Genomic DNA, 24269 nt, shown 5'->3' with positions numbered 1-24269 from the left:
AGTAGTGGTATATGAATCTTATAGTTAATAGCTATATAAACGCCAGATATCCTGAAATCAAAGTATTTTTGTGTTATGTATTGTAGAATTCTATTTGCCACACGAAAGGATTCGTGCGGCAGCGGGGAACTCCGTCGTCTTTACTTCGGCGGTGCATTTCTTCTTCGGGAATAAAGAAATAGGGTTTAATGTATCGGTTGTCATCTTCATCGGGTTCTGATAGTAATACATAGCAGGTGATGTCTTTGGTGGTACTCAAATCCAAACCGCCGTACGATCCAAACTTTTTAAATTTCTCCATCGGTATTTCGTCCACCTGGTTTTTCATCCACACTTCGTTAGGAATCCAAATGGAAGGAGCATCCACCCACATGTTTAAATGTTTGGTTTTGAAATTTGGAATTTTACTCGGCTGGTTTTTTGCTTTGACATATTCCTTTTGAATGTTGGCAATGTCCAAACCGTTTCCTAAAAGGGGATTGGCTTTGTGCCATTTGGTTTGATCTTCCCAGTCGTCATCCTCGTCTAAATCGTGAATCATAATCCAAAGGGAATCGTCTTCGTTTCTACCTTCTAAAACTTCGATTACAGCGTCTTCGTATCGTTTACAAGCGCTTTGAAAATTGACTCCTGCCGTGGTAATGTGGTAGGTAATGGGTTGTTTACGGGAAACCGATGAAGATTCTAAGTTTTGCTTGACGCTGTCGTCCCGGTGTGCGTGGTATTCGTCTATTATAGCTAAATGTGCATTAACTCCATCTTGTGTTTTGGAATCGCCTCCTAGGGGCATCATCGAGGATTGTGTCTTATGGAATTTAATTTCTTTTTGAAAAGCCTGAAATCCCATCGCTCTCAGTGCGGGATTTGCTACGGGTGATTCTATAAACATTTTTGCTTGGTTCCAACATATCTTAGCCTGGTCTTCTTTGGTTGCTCCAACGTAAATTTGGGCGCCCATTTCCAAATCAAAACTCATACAATAAAGCCCTAATCCTGCAATTTCTGCGGTTTTACCGTTTTTCTTGGAGCGTTTGTCGTAAACGGTATTGATGCGACGTACTCGGGTTTCTTTATGAACCCAGCCAAATAGGTTATAAATGGTAAATGCCTGGAACGGTGCTAAGACAAACGGCTGGCCCGATAGTTTTCCTATGGTGTGATTCAAGAAATTTGGAAAAAAGGCAACAGCCCGCATTCCCAATTGATGATCGATTTCAAAACCTTTATTGTCGGCTTGATCAATCCAATTGAAAAAACGGTTGACAGCTGTCTTTATTTTTTTTCCAGTTATGATACCGCCGTTTCTCACGCTGTAAGCGTATTGAAATGCTGGCGAATCTATCATTTCTTGTATGATGTTCATTCTATTGTGGTTTTACGTATTGTTTTTTTATACTAGTGTAGTATGTTTGATTGTATTAACAAATTAAAGTTTGAAATTATGAATCACGAATTTAAATTAGGTGAAATTGTTGTTTTAAAAAGTGGAAGCCAGCCATTTACTATTGGGGCCATTGATGGTGATACTATTCATGTTGTGTTTTTTAGTGACCTAAATAAAAAATTTGAATATGGAAAGTTACCGTATTTTGTTTTAGATAAAATTTAGGGGCAAAATCACGTTGAAAAGCGTGATTTTTTATTTGTAAATAGTATTAATAATGGCTTTTTCGCAAAAAGCTTTCAAACAAATCCATCTGTCCAGGATTACCTTTTGGTAAATCCAGTAATTTTGTTCTGTCCTTAAACGAAAACCCAAAATGCTTGGATAACTCATCCATGTCTTTGATCATCTTTTCTCGAATGGTTACATAACCGCTAACGTTTGTTGCACCTCCCTTGAAAATTTGTATTAAGCCACCCTCAAAACCCAATTCGTTGATTTTTATTTCTGCTTGAATGTAATAATCAACGGAAGTCGCGAGTCGGTGTAAATGAATCAGATCGGGTTTAGTTAGTTTTTTGGAAGCGACTAGTTGCTCACCAAAATATTTATACCAATATTTTTGTTCCGTGGATAAACGGAAGCGTTTATCTGGAGTTGGTAAACTCGTTAATACATCATAAAGATTCTCATTCTTTCCAATTGATGAAGCTGAATTCCAATTCACTTCATCTGCATTTTTTATCACTTTCATAACTCTGTATTTTATACCCCCCCTCCCTAAATTAGCCTACGAGTAAAAATCCCGCTAACAGGCGATGTACAGCCATTTTTTGTTCTCGTGATTTGATGCCATATCCCTTTTTTATGACCCTGCTTTGTGAAATAGATTTATTTATCTCGCGCAGATTTAGAATTGTGACAAGGCGTACACAGTGCTTGTAGGTTATTCTCATTCAGCGGTTCACCGCCTTTATTAATCGGTATGATATGATCGGCAACAGTTGCCGGTATTATCATACCATTCGCCTCACATCTTACACACAGTGGATTGTTGTCAAGAAAAAATCGGCGCAACTTCCTCCATGTTCTGGAGTTGTAAAACGATTGATTGGCAATTGCTCTTGCAAACGGTTTTCGTTTTACGATCCAGGGTCTCTTTACTCTTTGTATTCGTTTAGCCATATATTAAAATATTACTTCGTCATTGTCGGTTTCAGTTTGTTCTGCCACTTCTTCCTTGTATTGGTTCTCTGTTTCCTTATCGTCCGTGGGGTCTATAAACTTGGTTTTATTCCCAAGCCATTTTAAGTAGGTCGTTCCGATGCTTCCCGCTCTGTATTTAGCAAATATGATTTCGGTATTGGCTCCTTCAGCCACCATCTCTTCATCCCAATTCTTCGCATCAATGCTGTAATATTCGGGACGATATATAAACTCCACGATGTCTGCATCCTGCTCAATGGAACCACTCTCTCGAATATCCGACAACATCGGTCTTTTGGTTGCACCGCGTGTTTCAACAGCTCGAGACAGTTGAGCCAGAACGATTACTGGTATTTCTAATTCTTTTGCCAAGAGCTTTAATCTGCGACTCACAGAAGAAACTTCATTCTCTCGGTTATGCCCTCGTGACTTATCAGTCATCAATTGCAGGTAATCGATCACTAACAGTTTAATTCCATATTTGCGTTTCCACATCCTTGCGAGTATGATGATATCAGTTATGTCTGAATTACCGGAATCATCCATATAGATAGGATATTTGGCTATTCGCACGGTATGTTGATGGTAGGAATCAAAATATTGTAATTTATCAAAACCCGTTTTTAAAAGTTGTTTTAGGTGGAAATTTGTGTCGATTGCTACTATACGAGCTATTATTTGTTGTACTGACATTTCTAACGAAATGATACCAACTGGAACATTTATCTTTGCATTTTCTACTACTGTTTTTAATGCTTTTGCCGTTTTACCCATTCCTGGGCGTGCAGCTAATATCACAAGATCCTGTGGTTGATAGCCACCTGTAAAATGATTGATTCGTTTGAATCCTGTATGAATTCCGGTTAGAGGTGTTTCTGTTGTGGATTTACTGATAAGCTCGATTCGTTTGCCTAAGTCGAATAACGCTTCGGCTATTGTTTGTGTTTTTCGGCCGGTTAAAATTAGATTATTAACTGTATCAAACTCTTTGGTCCAGCGAGCCATTAAATCAAAAACATCTATGCTTTCATCCATGGCCATCGCAGTGATTTGTGCGTTAAACAAGACGATCATTCGACGCATTTTAAATTGAAGTAGCAGGCGACAATGATATTCGATATGTGCAGCCGAAACCGTTTTTCGCACAAGTTCAATCAAAAGAATCTCGTTAGGCTTTTTTAGGGCGCGCATCTTAGCTGAAAGTGTTTCTAAATCGATGGGTTCACTATTGGTGTACATCTGTTGGATGGCAAAAAATATATCGATGTGTTCGGGCTTAAAAAAGATTGTAGGGTCTTTTAGAATCTGCATGGCGTCGTCTAAACCTTGCTTGGTAGCAATCATAGAACCCAGGATGGATTCTTCAATTTTTATATCGTGTGGCGGTATCAAGGGAGTGGTAGCTGTCATAACTTAGAATTTTAGTTTTCGATAGGCAGGTGTAGTTTCTGGAGTAAGTTGTTTTTGGGGGTCTTGACGTTCTATGTAATTAATCGCGAAACGCGTTAAGCGAGCATTGATTTTTTTTGAGGAGTATTCCAGGTCTTCTTCATCGTATTTGCAATTAAAGAGTTCCGAGAATTTTGTAAAATCGTGAATCTTGGATTTGAATTTCATCTGCCAATCTTCAAAAAGCATAGGAGCATTTTCTTGTAAAAAAGCGAGTGCTTTTCTCTCTCTATTAATTGTATTATTACTTGTATTAATAATCCTTATATTAGAGTTGACTTTTTTGTCAATAGCTATTGATTTTTTTGTCAATACCTCTTGATCTTTTTGACAATAGGTCTTGACTTTTTTGTCAATAGCTATTCGACGTTTATTTCCATCATTTTTAAAGATTTCTACATCGATATATCCGTAGGCACATAATTGGGAAACCCAGCGCGATATGGTCTCATTAGATACTTTATAGAGGTTCGCAAAATATTCATTTCCCGCCCAACAAAATCCCTCTCTTTGTGCTAATGCGGTAATTTCGCCATATAGTAATTTGGCATTGGGTTTAAGGCGTTCGTCATAGCGAACATCTGCGGGTATGATGGCATAAAAGGATGGTTCCATGGTAATTCGTTTTTGATCGGTTAATTTTTTTCATCTTAAAATTTCTTTCTACAGATTTTACATTGTTCAATCTCCGCAAACCAGGATTCCGGAAAGCAGTTTTTGGAGCAATCCCTTTTCTCTACTGGTTGAATTTTGGTTAAAACCGATTCATCCAGTTTATTCTGTTTTCTTTTCTTTGTTAAAACAGGAATTCTACGGATTATTTGGTTTAAACGTTTCATATTATGCTCTTCTGTTTATAAACTCCACAGCTTCAAAAAGTATGTGAACCTTACCTTTTTTGTTGATGTATAATTCTTCGGGTCTAATCTTTCCTGCCTTTATCCAGTGATTTAGTCCGTGTGTGGTTTTTACGCGAAACCATTTGGCGTTAATCATATCCTGTAGGTTTCCGTATCCTTGTTTTTTTATGCGCTCTCTAACGAGGTTAATTTCAATCTGCTGATCGATTCCCAAATCTTTCCGGGAAACGATCACCATATCATTCTCTTTTAGAAGCGCCATAAAGTCTTTTGCGTTTACAACTTCCATGTTTAAGAATTTTTTAAATGTTCCAATACTTTCTCCAACTCTTCGGACAATCCAAATTCACGGCTTGCCCAAAAATTATTCAATCGACAACCTCCTTGAAAGGAGTTGAGTTCAGGTAGATAATCCATAACTACATTGACAAAGGCCTTTCTGGACTCAAATCCCAAAGCCCGAAATTCATTAAGTAACCATAGCGCATAGGCTCTATTTGCCATTTCATCATCTACTGCCGTTATTTCAATGCTTTTTTTCATACTTTTGTTTGTCATGTCAAGACTGTATTTAAAAATAAACTTTGCAGTCAATTTTAATTGATACAATAAATATATATCAATATTACTATATAAACAATATTTAATATATCAAAAATGATAGATTTATTTGAAAAACTTGATAAGTTTATGATTTACAGTGGGTTAAATGATAATCGAATCACCCTTGAAGCTGGGTTATCAAATGGTATTATTGGTAAAGCAAGAAAAAGAGGCGCATTATCTCAAGATAATATTTCGAAAATTTTAGAAACGTATACTGATCTTAATGCAAATTGGCTGTTTACAGGACAAGGCAAAATGTTGAATTCAATGGGCACTGAAATAATGAAAAAACCATTTTCAGAATCTAATGCCGTTTTTATCAATGACGACACTATTGATGACGATGAAATTGAAATCGTAACAAACTCAAATGGCAATACATTTTTTCTACTACCCAATGGAAGAATTAAATTAGAGGTAGTAAAAGTTCCATTTTCTTCGTATGTTAGTTATCTAGATGTTTATCAAGATGATATTAAACTCGGTGACGATTTTGAAAAAATCACCTTTACAGTGGATTATGTGGGGCGTGGTTATTATGTAGGTTTTAAAACGGTAGGAGATTCCATGAATGGAGGTGATATCGACGATACTCCAGATGGGGCAGAAGTTTTAGCACGCGAAATTGGAAGTCATTTATGGAACAATGGTTTTGATAAAACCAGATATGGAATGATTTTGATCACTAATACTGGAATTTACCATAAAGATATTGTGAATTATTGCAAGGAAACCGGTATGTTAGAACTTGCTTCACGAAATCCAAAATTCCAAACCTTGGAGTTTCCTATTAGCGAGGTCAAACAAATATTTAATGTAGTGAAAAGGACTTTTTAGACTATTCAAAGCATTTAATATCTTTACTTTTTCTCTTAGGTACTGATAATAAACTCACTATTTAACACTGTTAAAATACGACAAACCATATTTTATTTTTTTCATAATTACATATATTTGAGGTCATTAACTTTAAATTATGTGTTATGAGATATTTATTTATAACTATTTTCTTTTGTCAGATTTCTTTTGGGCAAGGATTTAGAACATTTAAAATCGAAGATCATAAATTTACGATTATGAAATTCGAACCATCAGTAGCAACATTAAACCAAATAGCTACGAAACTAGGGTACGAGCCTCCAAAATTTTACACTTATAACAATAGGGAGTATGGAAATAAGGATGTTGTTACTGTTTTAGTTAAGTCTTTTAGCAGTGAACCTTTTGCGGTTATAACGACTGAAAAAACAAACAGCCTACCCTACAATTTTATCAGTGAATACTTTAAAGATTTTGACAAAGACAAACACTATCGTCCTTATACTATTGAATCACAATTGGAAGATGGAATTAAAAACAAGGCCCTAACTTCTGATTATTTTTCTAAATTGTTTAATGTAGATATTGATAAAGAAGGCCTATTTGTAGACAAAGTAAATGATTATTTACTTCACTTTAAAGGCGGTATTTTAGTGAAATTCTCGCCAGCAGATGGGTTTAGCAAATGGACAAAGTCTTTTCGTCTCCATCATTCTGATATGATTGACCAGTTTACTTATGCAGCGTCACTGTATTTTAACGGAAATCAATACAAGGTAATCGATTTTATTAACGAGCAATGTGAAGCATTTGCCAACATACCAGATGGCTTTTTAAACCCAGCCTTAGAGAAATTTCAGCATCCAGACGGCTACATCAATTTCAAAGTGTTTTTTTACACTTTTTATTCGGACTATATGGTAAGTCTATATCAATTTCAAGACTATACACTAGGTCAACTAGAACATATAAATAATCGTGATTATGCGTATCTAGATTATGTTTATAGTTTTGATGAGAATGGAATATTAAAAACATCTAAAGAGCGATAACCATGAAAAAATATTTACTTTTTATATGTTGTGTATTGCCTATATTTGCTTTTGCACAAATAGGTGAATATGGAAATTTCACAAAAAATCGAGAAACTTTTATTGAGTACAAATCTAAAAATGGAGATGTTCTAAAATTGGGGGATACTTTGATTCTAGGTAAGGCTTCTGATTTCGATGGCTACAGATATCTATTACAAATCAATATAAAAGTACATGCTACTCACGGAGGAAAGAAAGTCGTCATTAATAAAATGAGGGTCTATGGAAATGAAAAAACCGGGTTTAATATGTGGTTTCACTTCAAAGGATTTGGATGGACTCCTTTAGATTTAGATTATGAGAATGCACTTGAAGCAGGAGAAATAATCAATCCTAAAGGAAAAATTAGCAGAGTGCAAGCCATTGATAAGCTTAAAGAAAGTAAAGAATTGTTGGATTTAGGAGTGATTTCGGAAGAGGAATATGATAAAATAAAGCTCGAAATGAGTACAATTATTAAAGAATAATATGAAGAAATTTTTAATCTGCATTACAATCGTTTTGAGTGTTTTAATATTAGGATTGTTTTTGTATACCTTAAGTTTAAATAGTAAAATAGATACGTTAAATCAAACTTTAGCTAAAGTAGCTGTCTGTGATACAAAAACGATGGAGGAGCTCTCCGGAGAACAGTATAAGGAAACCTTTTATCTCAATCAATTAAATAATTCGACTACTTTGATTATAGGAGTTATTGGGGTTGCATTAGTTTTTGCTGGTTTCTTTTCTTTCAAATTAATTGAGGAAAAGTTTGATGTAATTAATCAGAAGTATTTGGATAAGGAAAGTGTTTTTGAAAAAAAGATGGCAGAGTTAAAAGATGATGGAGACTTGCTTAAGAACGAATTCAAAACACATAAAAATTATTTTAATTATGTAAAAAGCAAACTTGATGACGCTTTAGCGAATATCCAATTAATACAGGCTGAAGAAGAATTTAAAAATGAACGCTATCATTTGTATCTTATATATGTTTTTTCAGCTTTAGATAGTTACTTAAGTAAATATAATTATTTTTTGAAATTTTACGGAAAAGAAGACGAAATGCTGATAACGGTGCGAAATAGTATTGAAAGTGAATTACATTTGATTTGTTTTAAATTATCAATTATAAAAGAGATAGATTTTAACAGAGTTGAAAATTCAGAAGAATTAGTAAATAATGTTTCAGGAAATTTAATAAGTGGTATTGATAGTGAAGAAATAAAAGGGTATGTTTTAACTATTTTGTCTCTTATTAAAGAAAAGAAATTAAAATAGTTTTAATTGTAGTTAATAATTTCAAACAAAGCCTTATCCCTAACTTTTTTTGAAAATTTATCTTTATAATATTGATCGATATCCTCACGTTCATGTCCCATTAATTCGCGTAAAATATCGTTATCTATACGGAGTTTTTTGCCCAGATTGCCAAAAGTATGGCGGGCAACTTTTACTCCGATATTGCCTCCAGTGGGATGTACAAAAATCTCTGCTCGCTCCTGGGCTTTAATCAGAAATTTCTGATAGCGGTTTCTAAAAGTTTGATAACCTTTTTGATCCTTGCGCCAAGGGAAGATATATGTATCGTTTTTTGTATCGCTCCAACGATTGATGATTTCTTGTGCTTTGGGATGAATCTTTAAATCAATAAGGGTATTTGATGTGGTTTTTCCGCGCTCGAAATACACTCGACCTTTTACCAATTGATTTTTTCTCATAAAATAGATGTCTGTCAAATCACAGCCGCCAAAGTAGAATTGCAGTAGGAATAAATCGGTGTATTTTTTAGTGCTTTCGGAATGGTGCTGCATTTCTTCTAATGCGCGAATTCCCTTTCGTTTTAAATACTTTTTCTTACTTGCTGTAGCGGAAACCCGTAATCCGTCAAAAACGCCATTAAATGGCCGGTTGTCGGTTATTTTGTAAATCTTAAGCCCTTTGTTGTATAAAGCGCGAAGCATTCGGAAATAGAGCGCAATGGTGCTTTTGGAGTTTCCTTTGGCTTCTTGCAGCGTTCTAAACTTCATAAGGGTATTATAGTCTAAGGAGTCAAGGGTGGTTTTGGGAAACGCATAACAAAATTGATTTACTGCATTTTCATAAGCCAGGGCAGAACCGTTTTTCCGGTTGCGTTCTACTAACATTCCTTTTTTTTCGTGTTTGGTGGCCAGGTCCCTCAGCTCTTTTACATAGAAATTCCCATATTCCTTAATGGTAGGCATATCGGATTTTTTTCCAAGCAATTCTAGAAGTGCTTCGTCTGGATCTTCTAGGCCGGAAGTTATGATTTTTCGAGCCTTGAGTTTAAGGCTTAGAATTTTTGGCATCAGGTTTTCAAAATCGGGATGTGATTCTTTTACATTGCCATTTTCTGCATCGAATTCATTTTCAAAAGCGCGTCCGATTTCTTCACTACGGCGAATTTACTTTTGAGAAACCAAAATAATTATCGCATATCCGAATTTATTGGGCTTCTTATTGTTTAAAAGTTTAAAATTGATGGTCATATCCTTTCTGCATTGAATTTTTTTAAAGAATTTTCAGTTGCATTTTGACTGCATTTCTGCAAAAATGGGGGATATTTTGCTCAATAAAAATAAGAAAGAAAAGTATATAAAACAAGAAAACCCTTGAAAATCAAGGGTTTTTGTAGTGGTCCCACCTGGGCTCGAACCAGGGACCACCTGATTATGAGTCAGGTGCTCTAACCAGCTGAGCTATAGGACCGGTTTCGAGATTGCAATATTACGGCATTTTCTAAATAAATCAAAGGTTTTGGAAAATATTTTTGATTATTTTTTTATTTCTTGACACAGCTCAATCAGCACCCCGTTGGTGCTTTTCGGATGAAGAAAGCTAACAAGCTTGTTGTCAGCGCCTTTTTTTGGAATTTCGTTAAGTACGATAAAACCTTCGCTTTTTAAACGTTCGATTTCCGAAACGATATCTTCGACTTCAAAAGCGATATGATGGATGCCTTCGCCCTTTTTTTCTAGGAATTTGGCGATAGGACTATCGGGAGTAGTAGCTTCAAGTAGTTCAATTTTGTTAGGTCCGTTCATAAAAAACGAGGTGTTGACTCCTTCACTGGCTACGGCTTCTTCCTTATAAGGGGGGGCTCCAAATAGTTTTTCGAAGATTAAATTCGATTGAGCCAGGTCTTTTACGGCGATGCCGATGTGTTCGATTTTTTTCATTTTCTGTTTGCAGTTGTTCGTATTAGCAAATATAAAAACATTTCAATCCAAAAAATTGTATTTTTGCAGCATGGAAACGAATAGACAGAAAAAAATGGGCGCTTTGTTGCAAAAAGATCTAGTAGATATTTTGCAAGGAGAAGTGCGTAGCAACGGAATCAGCAACCTGATTATCTCCGTATCTAAAGTAAATGTAACAACCGATTTATCAATTGCCAAAGTGTATTTAAGCATTTTCCCAATTGAGAGAGGACCCGAATTATTGGAGGGAATCCGTTCCAATGCACCGCTTATCAAGCACAATTTAGCACAACGTGTAAAGCAACAGTTGCGTAAAGTTCCGAACTTGGTTTTTTATATAGACGACAGTTTGGAGTATATCGATCAAATTGACAAGGCTTTACAAGGCGAAGAGAATCCAATTATGGATCGCGAATTATTAATTAAAAGAAAGAAAAAATAAGATTTGAACTTTCCGTTTTATATCGCCAAAAGATACGCCTTTAGCAAAAGCAAGAGCAAAGCCATCAATATAATCACGGCTATTGCTGCTGTGGGTATCGTGGTCAGTGCTATGGCTATGCTAATAGTGATGTCGGTATTTAGCGGATTGCGCGATTTTAGTATTTCTTTTACCAACGAACTCGATCCCGAGTTAAAAGCTTTTAGCATTAAGGGTAAAACCTTTGAGTTAAGTGCCGAACAAGAAGCAAAATTAAAGGCAAATCCTGCTTTGGTACATTATTCCAAAGTAGTGGAAGACCGCGTTTTGTTTCTATTTAAAGAAAAACAGCTAGTAGCGACCATAAAAGGGGTTGATGCCGAGTTTTTAAAGGTCACCAACATGGAGAAAAATGTACTTTATGGACATTGGATCGATGACGATTCGGACGAAGTGGTGGTTGGATTAGGTGTCTCATACAAACTTTCCATGGGTTTGTTCGACACCGAAAATGCCTTTAAAGTTTTTGCTATTAAACCCGGAACAGGAGCCATAGACAATCCCGAGAGTGCTTTTAACGAACGCCATTTGATTCCTACGGGTATCTACAGCCTTAAAAACGACGACCTCGACGAGAAATATGTGTTTAGCTCCTTGCGTATAGCCCGCGAAATGTTGGAACTAAAACCCAATGAAGTCACCAATCTCGAATTTAAATTGGCTCCTCAGGCCAATCCTACAAAGGCAACAGCCGAAATCCAAGCGATTCTGGGCGACCAAGTGGTGATTAAAAACCGCATGCAGCTCAACGACAGCTTGTATAAAATGTTGAATACCGAAAACATCGTAGTCTATCTGATATTTACTTTGGTGGTTATCATTACCCTATTTAATCTGGTAGGTGCGTTGATCATGATTATACTCGAAAAGCAAAACAACATAATCACACTTCACAATTTAGGAGTACGCGAAAGTTTGTTGCGTAAGGTTTTCTTGCTTCAAGGGTTAATATTAACGTTTTTAGGCGGTTTTGTCGGCATTGTAATCGGTATAGTGGTGGTGTTGATTCAACAGCGCTACGAACTGCTTAGAATTACTCCTGAACTCGGTTATCCGGTTAAAATCACATTCAATAACATCCTCTTGGTCAGCATGACCATACTTGTACTCGGATTCATCGCGTCTTATATCGCAGCTTCTAGAGTCAATAAAAAATATCTAAAGCACAACTAGCAATTCTTCTAGCTCGTATTGGTTAGTGATTACGCAATAAAATTTGTTAGTGATTCAGTTTTCGCTATGCTACTGTGAATTTACATAGTTGAGAATCGGTGTATCCCCTCCAAAAACGCCTTTAAATTCCCAAACTTTAATTTCTTTTTAAGACGCATTCTATAAAGATTTGATATTTTTGTTAAACAGCATAATAAGCTGCAGCTTGTTTATCAATAGGAAATCCCCTTTCCAACTGTCGAAAGAAAAATATAAATTATGGAGCAATCTTTTAAAGCGTTTTATCAAGAATTATTAAATGAGATTAGAATAAATAAAAACAGTCTTACAGCTCAGGCATCCCGACTTACTCAGCAGCAAAACTATAGTGAGGTTACCGATTGGTATTTGGCACATGCGCTTTGTCAGTTCGCTTTGGAAGAGCAGGTTTTTGACGACACGATCAAAGAGTTGTACAGGCAAATTTATAGCGATTCTTGGAACTACCATTGTTCGATGACCTTAAGCGATGAGGATTATGCTGTATGGTTTGACTGTTGTAAAACTTTGAACGATAAGATTATAGATTCCGGTTTTACAAGAGCCTATTGTGAACAGTATGATTTGATAGACAATGCCCGCGCACAATATAAGGATTTGGACCTTGCTCATGATTATTTGATGAGCGGTGTTGCCTTAAACGATTCAGCCTGTTTAGCTAGCGCAGCTTACAATCAATATTATGGAATCAAAGGATTTGAAAAAGCAGATATCGAAGCGGGAAAGGATATGATTGCCCGTTCTAAGGCATTGGGATTTGAGGATGCTGGATTGGTTTCTTTGAATTTACAATATTACAATTCGGATTCGGAAGAAGCGGGTTTGCAGGCTATTCATGATCATATTGAGGTTATTGAAAAAGAGCATAAAGGCTTGTATATCTATGCCGATTTTTATTTGCGTAAAGGCGAAGATCAAAAGGCAATTACCTATTTAGAAGAGGGAATAATTCAAGGAAGTGCCTATTGTAAATATTTGTTGGGTAATAATATTGTGATTCAACGTTTTCAGGAAATGGATGACGTTCGCGGTATTCAACTTTTAAAAGAAGCCTTTGATTATGGATTGCTGATTGCGGGCCACGCTTTGGGTTTCCATTATTCTTATACTCGTGGAGTAGATCAGGATATAGACAAAGCGATTTATTATTTTGAACGTACCATGCAATATGGCCTACCGGACTCGATATTTGAATTGGCCTTGATATATATCTATCATCCAGATAAAAAAGATTTTGAGCGAGGGATGGAACTTTTAGACCAACTAGTCGAGCAAGAATATCCTCGGGCATTAGCGGAGAAAGCTTATATTTTATTGGAAAGTCCAGAGGTAGAGAAAGACGTAATTGCTGCTCGAGTATTGTTGGATAGAGCTATGGAGTTGGGTAGTGACTACGCACCATATCGAATTGGTATGGGCTATCAAAACGCAGAATTTGCAGAAGAGTCGGATTATAATAAGGCCTTAGAATTTTTTGAAATTGCAGCGACACGGGGCAATCTAACGGCTATTGAAATGGTTGGGAAGTATTACCGCTATGGATATACTGGAGAGCCTGATTCGGAGAAAGCGATTGCGCAATACCGTATAGCGATTGATCGATTCAACTCTGATTATGCTAGAATTGAACTGGCGATGTGTTACGAACAGGGCTTTGGAGTACAACAGAATTTTGAAACTGCAAAAGCCTATTACGAAGAGGCTCTAGAGAATAATTATATATATGCTGCCATTCGTCTCGCGTATTTATATGAAGATGATTATTTGGGTGAACCGAATCCAACCTTGGCATTCGAATACTTTAATCGCGCAGCTGAGGCGGGTATAGCTGAAGCAAAATACCATATAGCTCGATTTTATCGATATGGTGTAGGTAGGAATCAAAATCCGGATTTGGCTATACAATATTTTCAGGAAGCGCTAGACTTGGGGTATATGGATGCCCATGTTGATATGGGATTAGCCTATGAAGAAGGTTATGGGCCTTTGCCTAAAGATCCTCAAAAAGCGTTGATGCACATGACCAGCGCAGCAGAACAGGAAATTGCCTATGCACAATATAAACTGGGATGTTATTATTCTTATGGTTTCTTGGACACGCAAGATTTAGGAATTGGTAAATCGTGGTTTGAAAAGGGCTATGAAAACGGATCGGCATTGTCTGGTTTGGCTTTGGGTGATTATTATTTATATGGATACGAAAATACTCAGGAATACGATAGAGCGATTGAGTTTTATAGTTTTGCTGAGCAACATGGATACATTTCTGAAGGAATTGGAATCTGTTATGAATATGAATTGGGTGTTGAAAAGAGTCTAACGGAGGCATTTAAATATTATAAATTAGCTTCAGAAAGAGGTTATCAAGATGCTACTTACCGACTTGGAATGTGTCATTACTACGGAAAGGGAACGGATGAAGACAAACCGGAAGCCTTCTTTTATTTTAAGCAAATTGCCGATGAAAATCATGTTGATTCACAGCATTTTGTAGCGATGATGTTATTAAAAGCCGAAGGTATTGAACAGAATATTGAAGAGGGTATCAACTATTTGATTCGTGCGGCGGAAGCAGGCAATGACGCTGCTCAATATGAGTTGGGAAACTGTTATTTAAAGGGTGAGGGTGTTGAGGAAAACGATGAGTTGGCGATGCAATGGTATCAGAAAGCAGCGGAAAACGGCAATGAACAAGCTTTGAAAATAACGGGCAACTCTTCAAGAAGACGTAGATAGTACAATTAAAAATGGAAGAAAACAATCAATTTCAGTTTCAGGTAAATATGAAGGGGATGATCGAGTTATTATCCGAACATATTTACAGTTCTCCCACGGTATTTATTCGAGAATTGCTTCAGAACGGTATGGATGCCGTTACGATGCGCAAGGGGGTTGACCCCGATGTAGAGGGGCAAATTACCGTTACTTTTCTAGAGGGTAAAATCATTTTTGAAGACAACGGTATTGGCTTGACAGAGGCCGACATGCATCAGTTTTTATCGGTTATTGGGCAGAGCTCTAAAAAAGGAGCTTTGGTTGACAAGGATCTGATTGGAAAATTTGGAATCGGTTTATTATCGTGTTTGGTGGTCAGTGAAGAAATAGAAGTGGAATCGCGCTCGTTGTTAAAAAACGAATCGGTTCGATGGAAGGGCAGAGCAGATGGAACCTATACGGTGGAAGTAATCGAAGCCTTACCCCAAGTGGGAACCCGAGTGATTTTATTGGCTAAACCCGATTGGAAAACCTTATTTAAAAAAGAGGAAGTAAAGAAAAATGTATTGTTTTACGGTAGTGCTTTACCGATAAAAGTTGTTTTTAAAGAAGGAGACGAAGTAGAACAAGTGCTTGATGGGAATCCAATTTGGATGAATAAAGACGCTTCTAAAGAAGATTTGATGGAGTATGGGAAAACGGTATTTAAAACGCGATTTCTCGATGTATTCCGATTAGAATCTGACACGGGAGATTTACAAGGAGTAGCCTATGTGATTCCGAATAAGGTTTCTTTTTCGTCGAGTAAGGAACACAAAATATTTTTAAAGCGTATGTATTTGTGCGATTCGGCAGCTAATTTGTTGCCCGAGTGGTCCACTTTTGTACGGTGTATTATCAATACCAACGCCTTGCAGCCAACGGCGTCAAGGGAATCGTTGATGAATAATACCGCTTTAAAACAAACTAAAAAAGAGCTGAGCGATTGTTTTAAGGATTATCTGAAAGTATTGTCGGTTACCGATGTTAAGAAAATTCAGCAAATCATTAAGGTTCATCATTTGTATATCAAAGCTTTGGCAGCGGCTGATACGGAAATTATGGAATTGTTTCTAGATTATTTACCCTTTGAAACCAATAAGGGATTGCTGTCGTTTCAAGATATCAAACAGTATGGTCAAAAGATTTATTACACACCATCTTTAGACGATTTTAGACAAATCCGACGTATCGCAGGGTCTCAGGATAAAATGGTTATCAATGCGGCTTATAGTTATGAATCCGATTTGATAGAACGGATAAAAAGAATCGATGCTAAATTGCAGATCGACCGCATTGTTCCGCAAGACATATTGGATGAGTTGGAAGATGCTGTGGATCTGTCAGAGGACTTTATGAGGTTTAAGTTACGTGCCGATTTGGTATTGCAAAAGCATTTTTGTAAAGTGGATATTAAAAAATTCCAACCGCTAGATACGCCAACGATTTATATCGCTAATGAACAGGCCCTAAGCAACAAAAACATACAGGGATTGACAGGGGCATCCAATCCGTTTGCTTCAACCCTACAGCATTTTATCAAAGATGAAAAGGTGTTACCAACGCTCTGTTTTAACCAAAGTAACGAATTGATCAATCAATTGGTTTATATAGACGATGAATTGCTGGTTGAGGCAGTGGTTCAAATCATGTATATACAGGCTTTGATGTTGGGAGGATATACTATAAACAAAAAGGAAATGGATGTGTTTAACGATGCCCTATATCAATTACTAGTAATGGGTATGTCGCATTTTTTACCAAAAATATAATCGGATATGAATCACAATTTACAAATACAGAAAATCCTATTGAAAGTAGAGGATTTAAAAAATTTCGAGGATAAAATTCGAGTTTTAAAAGAGGCTATCCAAATCGCCGATACCCATAACGATATTGAATGGGGGTTTGATTTGAGGTTAAATTTAATTCGTCAAGAGCGCAATACCTCCAAATGTGAGGACAGTTTTCCCGCATTTGCGTGGTTGTTAAATGCTCGAGATAGCGACCCCGATTTGTTTGAAGAGTCGGAGTTTCTGTGGGAGTACAAATGGATGGTAAGTTCGGCCAGTCGGAATACCCATATTTCTAAAGAGCAAATTTTAGAAATTAGCGATGATTTGAAGTTGCGCTTAGAGCGTAACGGTTATACAGCTAGAGCCTATCACAATGTGATGACTTCTTGGTTTTTACATATTGGGGACTATGAGCAAGCTCGGGAATGCGTGGCTTTAGCCGATGCTGAAATGGTTGATGATATGGCTAATTGTCCGGCTTGTGAACTCGATACCAAAGTGGAAATAGAATTATTGGAAGGCAATATGGATCACGCCATAGCGTTGGCTTATGATTTGATACACCATAAGTTAACTTGTTATTCGATGCCTTTTCAAACTTTTTGCTGTTTGTGTTACTATCTCGTTCGGGTAGGGGATGATCGCGCACAATTGTATTTCGATAAAGCTATGGAAGAATATCATAAAAGCGATACTTATGATACCTCCGTGTTTTTTGCCATGACGATTTTGATGTATTTTATGCATAAAACCCAACGTGATGAAATGTGGGAGTATTTTGAAAAGATTTCTGAATGGGAAGTTGGATCAGAAGATGTGCATCGTTTTAATTTTGCCTTGCATATGTTGCCGATATTAAGTGAAGGCGGAAGTAAAAAATTAAATTTATCACCTAAGGTGTCTTATTATAACGTTGACGGTGTTTATGATTTAGGACTTTTGCGTGAGCATTACCACCAGCAAGCTAAAGAACTTGCAACTCGTTTTGATACGCGTAACGGCAATCAACATTTTGCTGCGCGATTGGCCGAGTTTGAACAGGAGTAAATAAAGAGCTTTGACTTTAAAAAACACAAAACAATCTATCTCTAAGCAAGAAATATTGATAAAAAGGGACGTCTCGTAACTCGAGACGTCCCTTTTTTTATGCGTTTCCTGTACTGCCAAGGAGCTGGTGTTAGCCTTGGAATAAAAAAATAAGGTTTTTAATTTGAGGTTCAGGTATAATAGGCTGCGTAATTATGAGTTTGGAAACACTAAAAGATTAACTCCTGTTGCGTTCCTCTTCATTACCGGTAGTAGTATTTTTGCTTTTGATGTTTTTATTTCCAAAGTTATAGGTAACACCAATTCGAAGTTCCCGAGTTTGATTTCTGTTGTTAATCATGGTTTTGGTAGTTGTTGTTGAAGTGTATAATTTTGATTCGCTGGTTTTAAAAATATCACTTACATTCAAATTCCAACGTAAATTCCCATCCATCATTTTATAACTAGCACCAAAACTCACATCGGCTTGTGGGTCAATTTGATAAACCAGATAACTGGTTTTAGAACTAAAATAACCGTTTAACTCCATGGATAAATTCGTATTGATTTTAAATGAATTGTTGGTAGAAAAATAAAAACCAGAGTCGTTGAGCATATTATGCATGGATTTAGAAGGATCTATATTAGATGTTTTGGCATACATAGCAGTCAATACATTAACGCTTTGCCACCAATTATATTTGGAAAAAGTATAGGTTTGACTGATGCTGTAGGCCTCTAAATCATAAAAATTTTCGCGTGTAAAGGTTCGAAGTTTCGTTTCCTCATCAATATTTTGAATTTGTGTTGACCCATTCAAAGTTTTAGAGAAGGCTATTTTAGTTACCCAATTGGTTTTATAGCTATAAGACAATTCTGCATTATGCGTGTTATATGGTTTTAAAAATGGATTTCCTTCCGAATAGCTGTACGCATCTACATACCATCTAAACGGATTGAGTTCCCAAAACGACTGACGGTTAATCCGTTTGCTGTAGTTGATGTTAATAGCATGGTCATCATTGGGTTTGTATTGCAAATAGGCCGTTGGAAAAAAATCGATAAAATCGCGTTTGTCCGTTCTATTCATAGCGATGGAATTTCCTTGTGTTTGGGTGGCTTCCATACGTAGGCCGAATTGTGAGGTCCATTTGGAATTCCATTCCTTTGAACCGCTCACATAAAGCGATTGGGTGTTTTCTTTATAGTTAAATTGATCGCTTTTAGTAATGTCTTCTACCGTTGTACCCGTAATGCGGTCATAGTATCTGGAGTCCGATGCATTAGTGATAAAGTTTGCTTTGGCCCCATATTCTAGTTTTGCGAATTTGGTTGGATGCTCAAAATCTACTTTAGCGCTGTATATTTTAATATCCATTTTGCTGCTACTCGTGGCCTTCATCGAGGAAGAGGGAGTGGTATTTGGAAAAAATATTTGCTCGCTTTCAAACGGACGGTAATTGTTTTTATTACTGTCAAAATAATCAAGGTTGGTAGTTAGCTTTTTGCCGAGGGTATCCATCTTGTATTCATAGTTGAAGTTGAGGTTGTCAAACAAGTCTTTTCGATCGGCGCCACCTGTGGTCAAAATATGCGAAAACGGCTGTTGATTCGCATCGTACAAATTGGTGTTTGTAATATCTTCAATGGAAGTGTTTTTGTAAATACCGTGCATATATTGTGCCCCTAATCGCGATTTTGGGCTGATCTGGTAATCCATAGCTATTTTTGCCGATAGGTTATCCATTTCATTTTTAGCTAAATCTTCTGCTACCCAGGTTTCGTCTGCAAAATAATTGTTTAAACGCTCAATTCCGCGCGTCTTTCCCTTAGTCAAATCGATGCTGGCTTGTGCGCTAAATTTATCTTTGGCGTAAGTAAAGGTATCACCAAATTTATAGTATGCATCGGTGGCTTGAAAGTAATTTAATCGAACCGAATTATTCCATGCATTTTCTCTTTTTGTTTTGAGTACAATATTTAGTAAACCGCTATTTCCTTGTGCATCATACTTTGCCGGAGGAGTAGTTATTACTTCGATTTTTTGGATGTTGTCGGCTGATAGGGTTTTTAGATAATTGTTTAGGTCTTCCCCGCTGAGTTGAACGATTTTGTCGTCAATCATTACCGATATACTGGTTTTACCTATAATTTTAATGTCGTCGTTGGTTACTATAATGCCCGGTGTTGCTTTGATAGCTTCTAGGGCATCGCCTCCAGACGCTATGATAGAGTTCTCTACGTTAAAAACAGTACGGTCGATTTTGGTTTCAAAAACCTTTTTCTTGCCTTCGATTACAATCTCCGAAAGTTGAGAACTGCTATTGAGGCTAAAAAGACCTAAATCCATATTCGTATCTATATAAAGTTCCTGTTCGTGTTCTAGATTGCCCCAATGTAATACTTGAAAAGTGTATAGTCCAGTAGGCAGCTGATTAAAAACGAAATAACCTAAAGTATCGGAATACGTCTGAATGGGGTCTTCAGATCCTTTAAGTGTGAGGCGAACTTCTCCAAAATCTATGGGTTGCTGTTGTGAATCTTGAAGTTTACCATATACTTGATTTTGTGCATTGAGCACTGTTGAACCGCTAATTATAATCAAATTAAAAAGTAAAATAAAGCATTTCATAAACACAAATATTAGGTTTGTCTATGTAAATGAAATTTCTATGCCATGAATTCAATGTTTTATAAGCGTTTAATTTTCAAATGATTGTGTTTTGTTTTAATGATTAGCTGTTCGGTATCGAACAATAATTTTGTGCTAATGAACAGTTTAAGTGTCATTTATAATAGTGTTTTTTAAATAAGTATTTAGTAGTCTAAGGTTTAAGATCAGTTTTATTTTACCTTATGTCGCGCTTTTTATTCGTTTAGCTAAACATATAAGTATACTAATTGTTAAGGATCATTTAAATGATAACGATCGTTTCTAGTTATTACGTAAATTAGTACGAATGTTTTTTTAAAACCTAATATAGAAAATGAAGCAATTAAAATTTAATAATGGTGATTTGATGCCTGCTATTGGGTTGGGAACGTGGAAATCCAATCCGGGTGAAGTAGGACAAGCCGTTAAAACGGCAATTAGTAATGGCTATAGACATATTGATTGTGCGGCAGTTTATGGAAATGAAGCTGAGATAGGTCAGGCATTATCGGACTTGTTCGATGAGGGAGTCGTAAAAAGAGAGGAATTGTGGATTACCAGCAAATTATGGAACGATTCGCATCAATCGGCTTATGTTCTCGATGCTTTAAAAAAGACGCTTAGCGATTTGCAGTTGGATTATTTAGACTTGTATTTGATTCATTGGCCTGTGGCTTTTAAGCATGGTGTGCAACCGCAGTCCGCAGCAGACTTTCTTTCCTTAGAAGAGGTTCCCATAATTGAAACTTGGAAGAAAATGGAAGAAGCAGTACAACTTGGACTTGTAAAACACATTGGAGTTTCCAATTTCAGTATAAAAAAATTAAAGGACTTGTTAAGCAAAGCAACGATAAAACCCGAAGTTAATCAGGTCGAATTGCATCCATTCTTACAGCAAAATGAGCTTTTACAATTTGCCAAAGAAAACAAGATATTGTTAACGGGTTATTCTCCTTTGGGATCGGGTGACCGGGCAGCTGGTTTAAAAAAGGCCGATGAACCCAGTTTATTAAATAATGAGGTCATTACAGAAATAGCGAAAAATAAAGGATGTACTACAGCTCAAGTTTTAATTGCTTGGCAGGTTCAAAGAGGTACAGCCGTGATTCCCAAATCAACTAATGCAGCCCGATTAAAACAGAATTTGGAAAGCATTAATTGTGTACTGACTGCTGAGGAGATAAGCAAAATAGCTGCTTTAGACAAGCATTATCGCTATGTGGACGCCAAATTTTTTGACGTACCTGGTAACACCTATTCCAATGTTTATGATGAATAGATGAATCAGGCGCCATATGCGTGTATTATAAGTTAATAAAGAATATAAAAAAGGTCCAGTTGAGCTATCGATTGGGCCTTTTTTTAGAAAAAGCTATGAGAATAGTGTTATTTTTACTATATTAGTTAAGAAGGGGGTGTTTGTATAGGAGAAGCTACAAAAATTAGCTGTTATCTAGGCTTTGGGAATAAAAGGTTACATTTGATTTATATTTACAATCACTATGAAGAACCATCAAAACGCCTACACTAAAAAGTTGTTGGATAAACAATTGCTTACGGCTACTCAATTTGATCGGATTGAAGCCTATCGCAAACAAAACATCTTTTCGGTTAGAAATGAGTTGAAGACCTTGCTTTACGTTGCTGTTTTGCTTTTTACTGCGGGCTTCGGTATGCTGATCTATCAAAATATCGACACTATAGGGCATATGTCGGTTTTGGCTTTATTGCTGATTATCACGGCGGTTTGTTTTTATTTTGCTTTTAAAAACAGCTCTGGTTTTAAGCGTACTGAAACGGTTTTTGAAAATTCAGTTTACGATTATGTGGTGTTGGCAGGAATTTCCCTGCTGTGCATTTTTATAGGTTACCTACAATTCCAGTACCATACTTTTGGAACGCATTACGGATTGGCTACTTTGCTACCTACCTTTCTCAGTATTGCAACGGCTTATTATTTTGATAATAAAAGTGCGTTGACTATTGGTATAACCGGATTGGCAGCCTATGTGGGGTTAACTATATCGCCGCAAGCCCTAATACACAATGATTTTTACGACAATACTAGCCTGAGTTACTCCGCAATATTGTTGGGAATTCTTTTGGTTTTTTGGACTTTATATGCCTCTAAAGTGGATTTAAAAAGACACTTTAATTTTGTGTATTTGACTTTTGCCTTACATCTTATCAGTTTGGCTTTATTGAGTAATTTGTTTAAAGAACAGGGACTTTGGTATATAATTCCTCTCATCGCTTCCTCTTATTATTTTTATAGGGAATCTTATAAAAATGCGTCGATTACTTTGTTGGTATTCACTGTTTTATATGCCTATATTGGTTTTACTGTTTTTACCGTTCGAGTTATCGAATCATCGGATATTTTTATGGACAGTTTTGAAAGTTTGCTGATGATTTCACCATTTTATATTATAGGTTTAATTGTTTTATTTGTCAGATTGATTAAGAATTTTAATAAAAAAATAGCTGATGAACGCATATAATAAAACGCTGTTAGAGCAGACATTTTTATTGGAAGAAGCTCAAAATTTAAGAGCAGGAGGTTTTATTAATACCGATCAGTTTCGGATTATTGAAAGCCAATTGCCGGTACTCAAAACTCAAAAGAGTTTTTTAATTCGAATCGGATTGTTTTTGGTTGGATTGGTATTGTGTGCTTCTATTGCAGGCGTACTCACCCTTTTTTCTTATTCGATGATGTCGATGCATGGTGTGGGCTGGATGGCTTTTTTATTCAGCTTAATTTGTATAGGAGGACTGGAATGGATGATTCAGACTAAGAATTATTTTGGATACGGTTTGGACGATGCGTTTTTGCTTAGTGGGCAGTTGGCTTTGGCTGTATGTCTATACATTCTTTTGGACGAGATGGATCTGTCACAAAACTGGTTAGATTGGCTTTTTATTTTGGGATTCGGGGCGGTGATGGCTTTTTGTGCTATTCGATATCTAAACCTATTGTCTGCTTTGGGCGCTTGTATTGCCCTCACTGCTGTCGTAGGCTACTGGTTCGTGGAAAAAAACATAGGCATAACACCCTTTATTATAATGTTGTTTGCCGCCTTATTAGGACTTGGGTTTACGCTGTTAAGAAAACGATTTGCGAATCCAATTTACACCCACATCATTCAACTGGTTATCTATTACAGTTATGTATTGTTTTACCTATCAGGTAATCTGTTGGCATTGAGCTATTTTTCTTATCATTTCTATAGTTTTGACTGGGATATTGCTGAGGTATATATGGGTTTTTTAGACTATTTCTATTGGTTTTTTAGTTTTCTGGTGCCGATAATCTATCTTTTTTACGCTGTAAAAACAAAGGATAAAGGATGGTTGTGGATAGGAGGACTTTGCCTGTTTTTTTCTTTTTATACACTGATGTGCTTTAGTAATTTTTTAACTACGGACTGGTGGCTAACCCTAGGGGGAGCTGTTCTTTTTGGACTCAGTCTGGGCCTGATAAAACGATTAAAATACAAAACAACAGGATTGACCTTTGAACCCGATTTATTAAATGACGATAGCTCTTTTATGGATGCAGAAGCCTTAATTGTTGCGGCACAATTGGGATTAAAACCCGAAGCAACTCAAGAAGCTCCGATGAAATTCGGAGGAGGAGGATTTAGTGGAGGAGGAGCTGGGGATACTTTTTAGTTGAATTAAGAAGTAGCGCTATTTGGTCTTTGGATCTAGGTGCTGTTACTAATA

General features: G+C 36.5%; 23 protein-coding genes and 1 tRNA gene. 13 read left to right on the top strand and 11 right to left on the bottom strand.

Features of this window, described 5'->3' with window-relative positions; genetic code table 11:
- Positions 1-73: 73 nt before the first annotated feature.
- Complete coding sequence (locus KO524_RS04015; protein ID WP_219290540.1) at positions 74-1363, bottom strand: terminase large subunit domain-containing protein; 1290 nt, start codon at positions 1361-1363, stop codon at positions 74-76.
- Between the two features lie 78 nt (positions 1364-1441).
- On the opposite strand from KO524_RS04015, the gene KO524_RS04010 reads away from it, so the two are divergent.
- Entirely contained in the window at positions 1442-1609 is a 168-nt protein-coding gene (locus tag KO524_RS04010; RefSeq protein ID WP_219290524.1) for a hypothetical protein, read from the top strand.
- A 46-nt stretch (positions 1610-1655) separates the two neighbouring features.
- Here the strand turns inward: KO524_RS04010 and KO524_RS04005 are convergent, their stop codons facing one another.
- The 6 genes from KO524_RS04005 to KO524_RS03980 form a co-directional block, all read right to left on the bottom strand.
- A complete protein-coding gene (locus tag KO524_RS04005) occupies positions 1656-2138 on the bottom strand; it encodes a P27 family phage terminase small subunit (protein WP_219290521.1) in 483 nt (160 codons plus the stop codon).
- A 137-nt stretch (positions 2139-2275) separates the two neighbouring features.
- The gene (locus tag KO524_RS04000; protein ID WP_219290518.1) at positions 2276-2569 is read right to left on the bottom strand and encodes an HNH endonuclease; all 294 of its coding nucleotides are present in this window, start codon (positions 2567-2569) and stop codon (positions 2276-2278) included.
- A gap of 3 nt (positions 2570-2572) precedes the next feature.
- Positions 2573-4000, bottom strand: a complete 1428-nt coding sequence (locus tag KO524_RS03995; RefSeq protein ID WP_219290516.1) for a replicative DNA helicase — start codon at positions 3998-4000, stop codon at positions 2573-2575.
- Between the two features lie 3 nt (positions 4001-4003).
- Positions 4004-4654: a helix-turn-helix domain-containing protein gene (locus tag KO524_RS03990; protein ID WP_219290513.1), complete on the bottom strand. Its 651-nt coding sequence runs from the start codon at positions 4652-4654 to the stop codon at positions 4004-4006.
- A 225-nt stretch (positions 4655-4879) separates the two neighbouring features.
- The gene (locus KO524_RS03985; RefSeq protein WP_219290510.1) at positions 4880-5188 is read right to left on the bottom strand and encodes a hypothetical protein; all 309 of its coding nucleotides are present in this window, start codon (positions 5186-5188) and stop codon (positions 4880-4882) included.
- A gap of 2 nt (positions 5189-5190) precedes the next feature.
- Entirely contained in the window at positions 5191-5442 is a 252-nt protein-coding gene (locus KO524_RS03980) for a hypothetical protein (RefSeq protein ID WP_219290508.1), read from the bottom strand.
- A gap of 147 nt (positions 5443-5589) precedes the next feature.
- Between KO524_RS03980 and KO524_RS03975 the strand changes: the two genes are divergently transcribed.
- The 4 genes from KO524_RS03975 to KO524_RS03960 all read left to right on the top strand — a co-directional run bounded on the left by KO524_RS03975 (position 5590) and on the right by KO524_RS03960 (position 8678).
- On the top strand, positions 5590-6342 hold the full coding sequence (locus KO524_RS03975) for an XRE family transcriptional regulator (RefSeq protein ID WP_219290504.1): 753 nt from the start codon (positions 5590-5592) through the stop codon (positions 6340-6342).
- Between the two features lie 146 nt (positions 6343-6488).
- Positions 6489-7376 carry a hypothetical protein gene (locus KO524_RS03970; RefSeq protein WP_219290502.1) on the top strand — a complete coding sequence of 296 codons (888 nt, stop codon included), beginning with the start codon at positions 6489-6491 and terminating at the stop codon, positions 7374-7376.
- Between the two features lie 2 nt (positions 7377-7378).
- A complete protein-coding gene (locus KO524_RS03965) occupies positions 7379-7885 on the top strand; it encodes a hypothetical protein (RefSeq protein WP_219290499.1) in 507 nt (168 codons plus the stop codon).
- Between the two features lies 1 nt (position 7886).
- Positions 7887-8678 carry a hypothetical protein gene (locus KO524_RS03960; RefSeq protein WP_219290496.1) on the top strand — a complete coding sequence of 264 codons (792 nt, stop codon included), beginning with the start codon at positions 7887-7889 and terminating at the stop codon, positions 8676-8678.
- A 2-nt stretch (positions 8679-8680) separates the two neighbouring features.
- On the opposite strand, the gene KO524_RS03955 is transcribed toward KO524_RS03960, so the two are convergent.
- The 3 genes from KO524_RS03955 to mce all read right to left on the bottom strand — a co-directional run bounded on the left by KO524_RS03955 (position 8681) and on the right by mce (position 10597).
- Complete coding sequence (locus KO524_RS03955; RefSeq protein ID WP_219290492.1) at positions 8681-9727, bottom strand: tyrosine-type recombinase/integrase; 1047 nt, start codon at positions 9725-9727, stop codon at positions 8681-8683.
- A 326-nt stretch (positions 9728-10053) separates the two neighbouring features.
- A tRNA-Ile gene (locus tag KO524_RS03950) sits at positions 10054-10127 on the bottom strand.
- 65 nt (positions 10128-10192) lie between these two features.
- Positions 10193-10597 (bottom strand): methylmalonyl-CoA epimerase, encoded by a 405-nt coding sequence (gene mce / locus KO524_RS03945; RefSeq protein ID WP_219290490.1) that lies wholly within the window; start codon positions 10595-10597, stop codon positions 10193-10195.
- Between the two features lie 70 nt (positions 10598-10667).
- Between mce and rbfA the strand changes: the two genes are divergently transcribed.
- From rbfA to KO524_RS03920, 5 genes are all read left to right on the top strand, one after another.
- Positions 10668-11060: a 30S ribosome-binding factor RbfA gene (gene rbfA / locus KO524_RS03940; RefSeq protein WP_219290473.1), complete on the top strand. Its 393-nt coding sequence runs from the start codon at positions 10668-10670 to the stop codon at positions 11058-11060.
- Positions 11061-11063: 3 nt separating this feature from the next.
- A complete protein-coding gene (locus KO524_RS03935; protein WP_219290469.1) occupies positions 11064-12272 on the top strand; it encodes an ABC transporter permease in 1209 nt (402 codons plus the stop codon).
- 258 nt (positions 12273-12530) lie between these two features.
- Complete coding sequence (locus tag KO524_RS03930) at positions 12531-15047, top strand: tetratricopeptide repeat protein (RefSeq protein WP_219290467.1); 2517 nt, start codon at positions 12531-12533, stop codon at positions 15045-15047.
- A gap of 11 nt (positions 15048-15058) precedes the next feature.
- Positions 15059-16837: an HSP90 family protein gene (locus tag KO524_RS03925; protein ID WP_219290464.1), complete on the top strand. Its 1779-nt coding sequence runs from the start codon at positions 15059-15061 to the stop codon at positions 16835-16837.
- Between the two features lie 6 nt (positions 16838-16843).
- Positions 16844-17908, top strand: coding sequence for a hypothetical protein (locus KO524_RS03920; protein WP_219290460.1), 1065 nt, complete (start codon positions 16844-16846; stop codon positions 17906-17908).
- A 217-nt stretch (positions 17909-18125) separates the two neighbouring features.
- Here KO524_RS03920 and KO524_RS03915 read toward each other — a convergent pair whose 3' ends face one another.
- The gene (locus KO524_RS03915) at positions 18126-20519 is read right to left on the bottom strand and encodes an outer membrane beta-barrel family protein (RefSeq protein ID WP_219290456.1); all 2394 of its coding nucleotides are present in this window, start codon (positions 20517-20519) and stop codon (positions 18126-18128) included.
- Positions 20520-20874: 355 nt separating this feature from the next.
- Between KO524_RS03915 and KO524_RS03910 the strand changes: the two genes are divergently transcribed.
- The 3 genes from KO524_RS03910 to KO524_RS03900 all read left to right on the top strand — a co-directional run bounded on the left by KO524_RS03910 (position 20875) and on the right by KO524_RS03900 (position 24215).
- Entirely contained in the window at positions 20875-21819 is a 945-nt protein-coding gene (locus KO524_RS03910) for an aldo/keto reductase (protein WP_219290453.1), read from the top strand.
- 223 nt (positions 21820-22042) lie between these two features.
- The gene (locus KO524_RS03905; RefSeq protein WP_219290450.1) at positions 22043-23041 is read left to right on the top strand and encodes a DUF2157 domain-containing protein; all 999 of its coding nucleotides are present in this window, start codon (positions 22043-22045) and stop codon (positions 23039-23041) included.
- Entirely contained in the window at positions 23028-24215 is a 1188-nt protein-coding gene (locus KO524_RS03900) for a hypothetical protein (RefSeq protein ID WP_219290447.1), read from the top strand. Before KO524_RS03905 ends, KO524_RS03900 begins: the two co-directional genes overlap by 14 nt.
- Positions 24216-24269: the final 54 nt, after the last annotated feature.

Origin of the sequence: Flavobacterium sp. NKUCC04_CG (genome assembly GCF_019345525.1) — a bacterium.
GTDB lineage: Bacteria > Bacteroidota > Bacteroidia > Flavobacteriales > Flavobacteriaceae > Flavobacterium.
Note: the sequence above shows the minus strand (reverse complement) of the source record. Positions and strands in the feature narration are given on the sequence as shown.

Excerpts from the sequence above, each read along its gene's own strand:
- KO524_RS04015 (WP_219290540.1), bottom strand. The coding sequence starts at position 1,363 with ATGAACATCATACAAGAAATGATAGATTCGCCAGCATTTCAATACGCT.
- KO524_RS04010 (WP_219290524.1), top strand. The coding sequence starts at position 1,442 with ATGAATCACGAATTTAAATTAGGTGAAATTGTTGTTTTAAAAAGTGGA.
- KO524_RS04005 (WP_219290521.1), bottom strand. The coding sequence starts at position 2,138 with ATGAAAGTGATAAAAAATGCAGATGAAGTGAATTGGAATTCAGCTTCA.
- KO524_RS04000 (WP_219290518.1), bottom strand. The coding sequence starts at position 2,569 with ATGGCTAAACGAATACAAAGAGTAAAGAGACCCTGGATCGTAAAACGA.
- KO524_RS03995 (WP_219290516.1), bottom strand. The coding sequence starts at position 4,000 with ATGACAGCTACCACTCCCTTGATACCGCCACACGATATAAAAATTGAA.
- KO524_RS03990 (WP_219290513.1), bottom strand. The coding sequence starts at position 4,654 with ATGGAACCATCCTTTTATGCCATCATACCCGCAGATGTTCGCTATGAC.
- KO524_RS03985 (WP_219290510.1), bottom strand. The coding sequence starts at position 5,188 with ATGGAAGTTGTAAACGCAAAAGACTTTATGGCGCTTCTAAAAGAGAAT.
- KO524_RS03980 (WP_219290508.1), bottom strand. The coding sequence starts at position 5,442 with ATGAAAAAAAGCATTGAAATAACGGCAGTAGATGATGAAATGGCAAAT.
- KO524_RS03975 (WP_219290504.1), top strand. The coding sequence starts at position 5,590 with ATGATTTACAGTGGGTTAAATGATAATCGAATCACCCTTGAAGCTGGG.
- KO524_RS03970 (WP_219290502.1), top strand. The coding sequence starts at position 6,489 with ATGAGATATTTATTTATAACTATTTTCTTTTGTCAGATTTCTTTTGGG.
- KO524_RS03965 (WP_219290499.1), top strand. The coding sequence starts at position 7,379 with ATGAAAAAATATTTACTTTTTATATGTTGTGTATTGCCTATATTTGCT.
- KO524_RS03960 (WP_219290496.1), top strand. The coding sequence starts at position 7,887 with ATGAAGAAATTTTTAATCTGCATTACAATCGTTTTGAGTGTTTTAATA.
- KO524_RS03955 (WP_219290492.1), bottom strand. The coding sequence starts at position 9,727 with ATGCCAAAAATTCTAAGCCTTAAACTCAAGGCTCGAAAAATCATAACT.
- mce (WP_219290490.1), bottom strand. The coding sequence starts at position 10,597 with ATGAAAAAAATCGAACACATCGGCATCGCCGTAAAAGACCTGGCTCAA.
- rbfA (WP_219290473.1), top strand. The coding sequence starts at position 10,668 with ATGGAAACGAATAGACAGAAAAAAATGGGCGCTTTGTTGCAAAAAGAT.
- KO524_RS03930 (WP_219290467.1), top strand. The coding sequence starts at position 12,531 with ATGGAGCAATCTTTTAAAGCGTTTTATCAAGAATTATTAAATGAGATT.
- KO524_RS03925 (WP_219290464.1), top strand. The coding sequence starts at position 15,059 with ATGGAAGAAAACAATCAATTTCAGTTTCAGGTAAATATGAAGGGGATG.
- KO524_RS03920 (WP_219290460.1), top strand. The coding sequence starts at position 16,844 with ATGAATCACAATTTACAAATACAGAAAATCCTATTGAAAGTAGAGGAT.
- KO524_RS03915 (WP_219290456.1), bottom strand. The coding sequence starts at position 20,519 with ATGAAATGCTTTATTTTACTTTTTAATTTGATTATAATTAGCGGTTCA.
- KO524_RS03910 (WP_219290453.1), top strand. The coding sequence starts at position 20,875 with ATGAAGCAATTAAAATTTAATAATGGTGATTTGATGCCTGCTATTGGG.
- KO524_RS03905 (WP_219290450.1), top strand. The coding sequence starts at position 22,043 with ATGAAGAACCATCAAAACGCCTACACTAAAAAGTTGTTGGATAAACAA.
- KO524_RS03900 (WP_219290447.1), top strand. The coding sequence starts at position 23,028 with ATGAACGCATATAATAAAACGCTGTTAGAGCAGACATTTTTATTGGAA.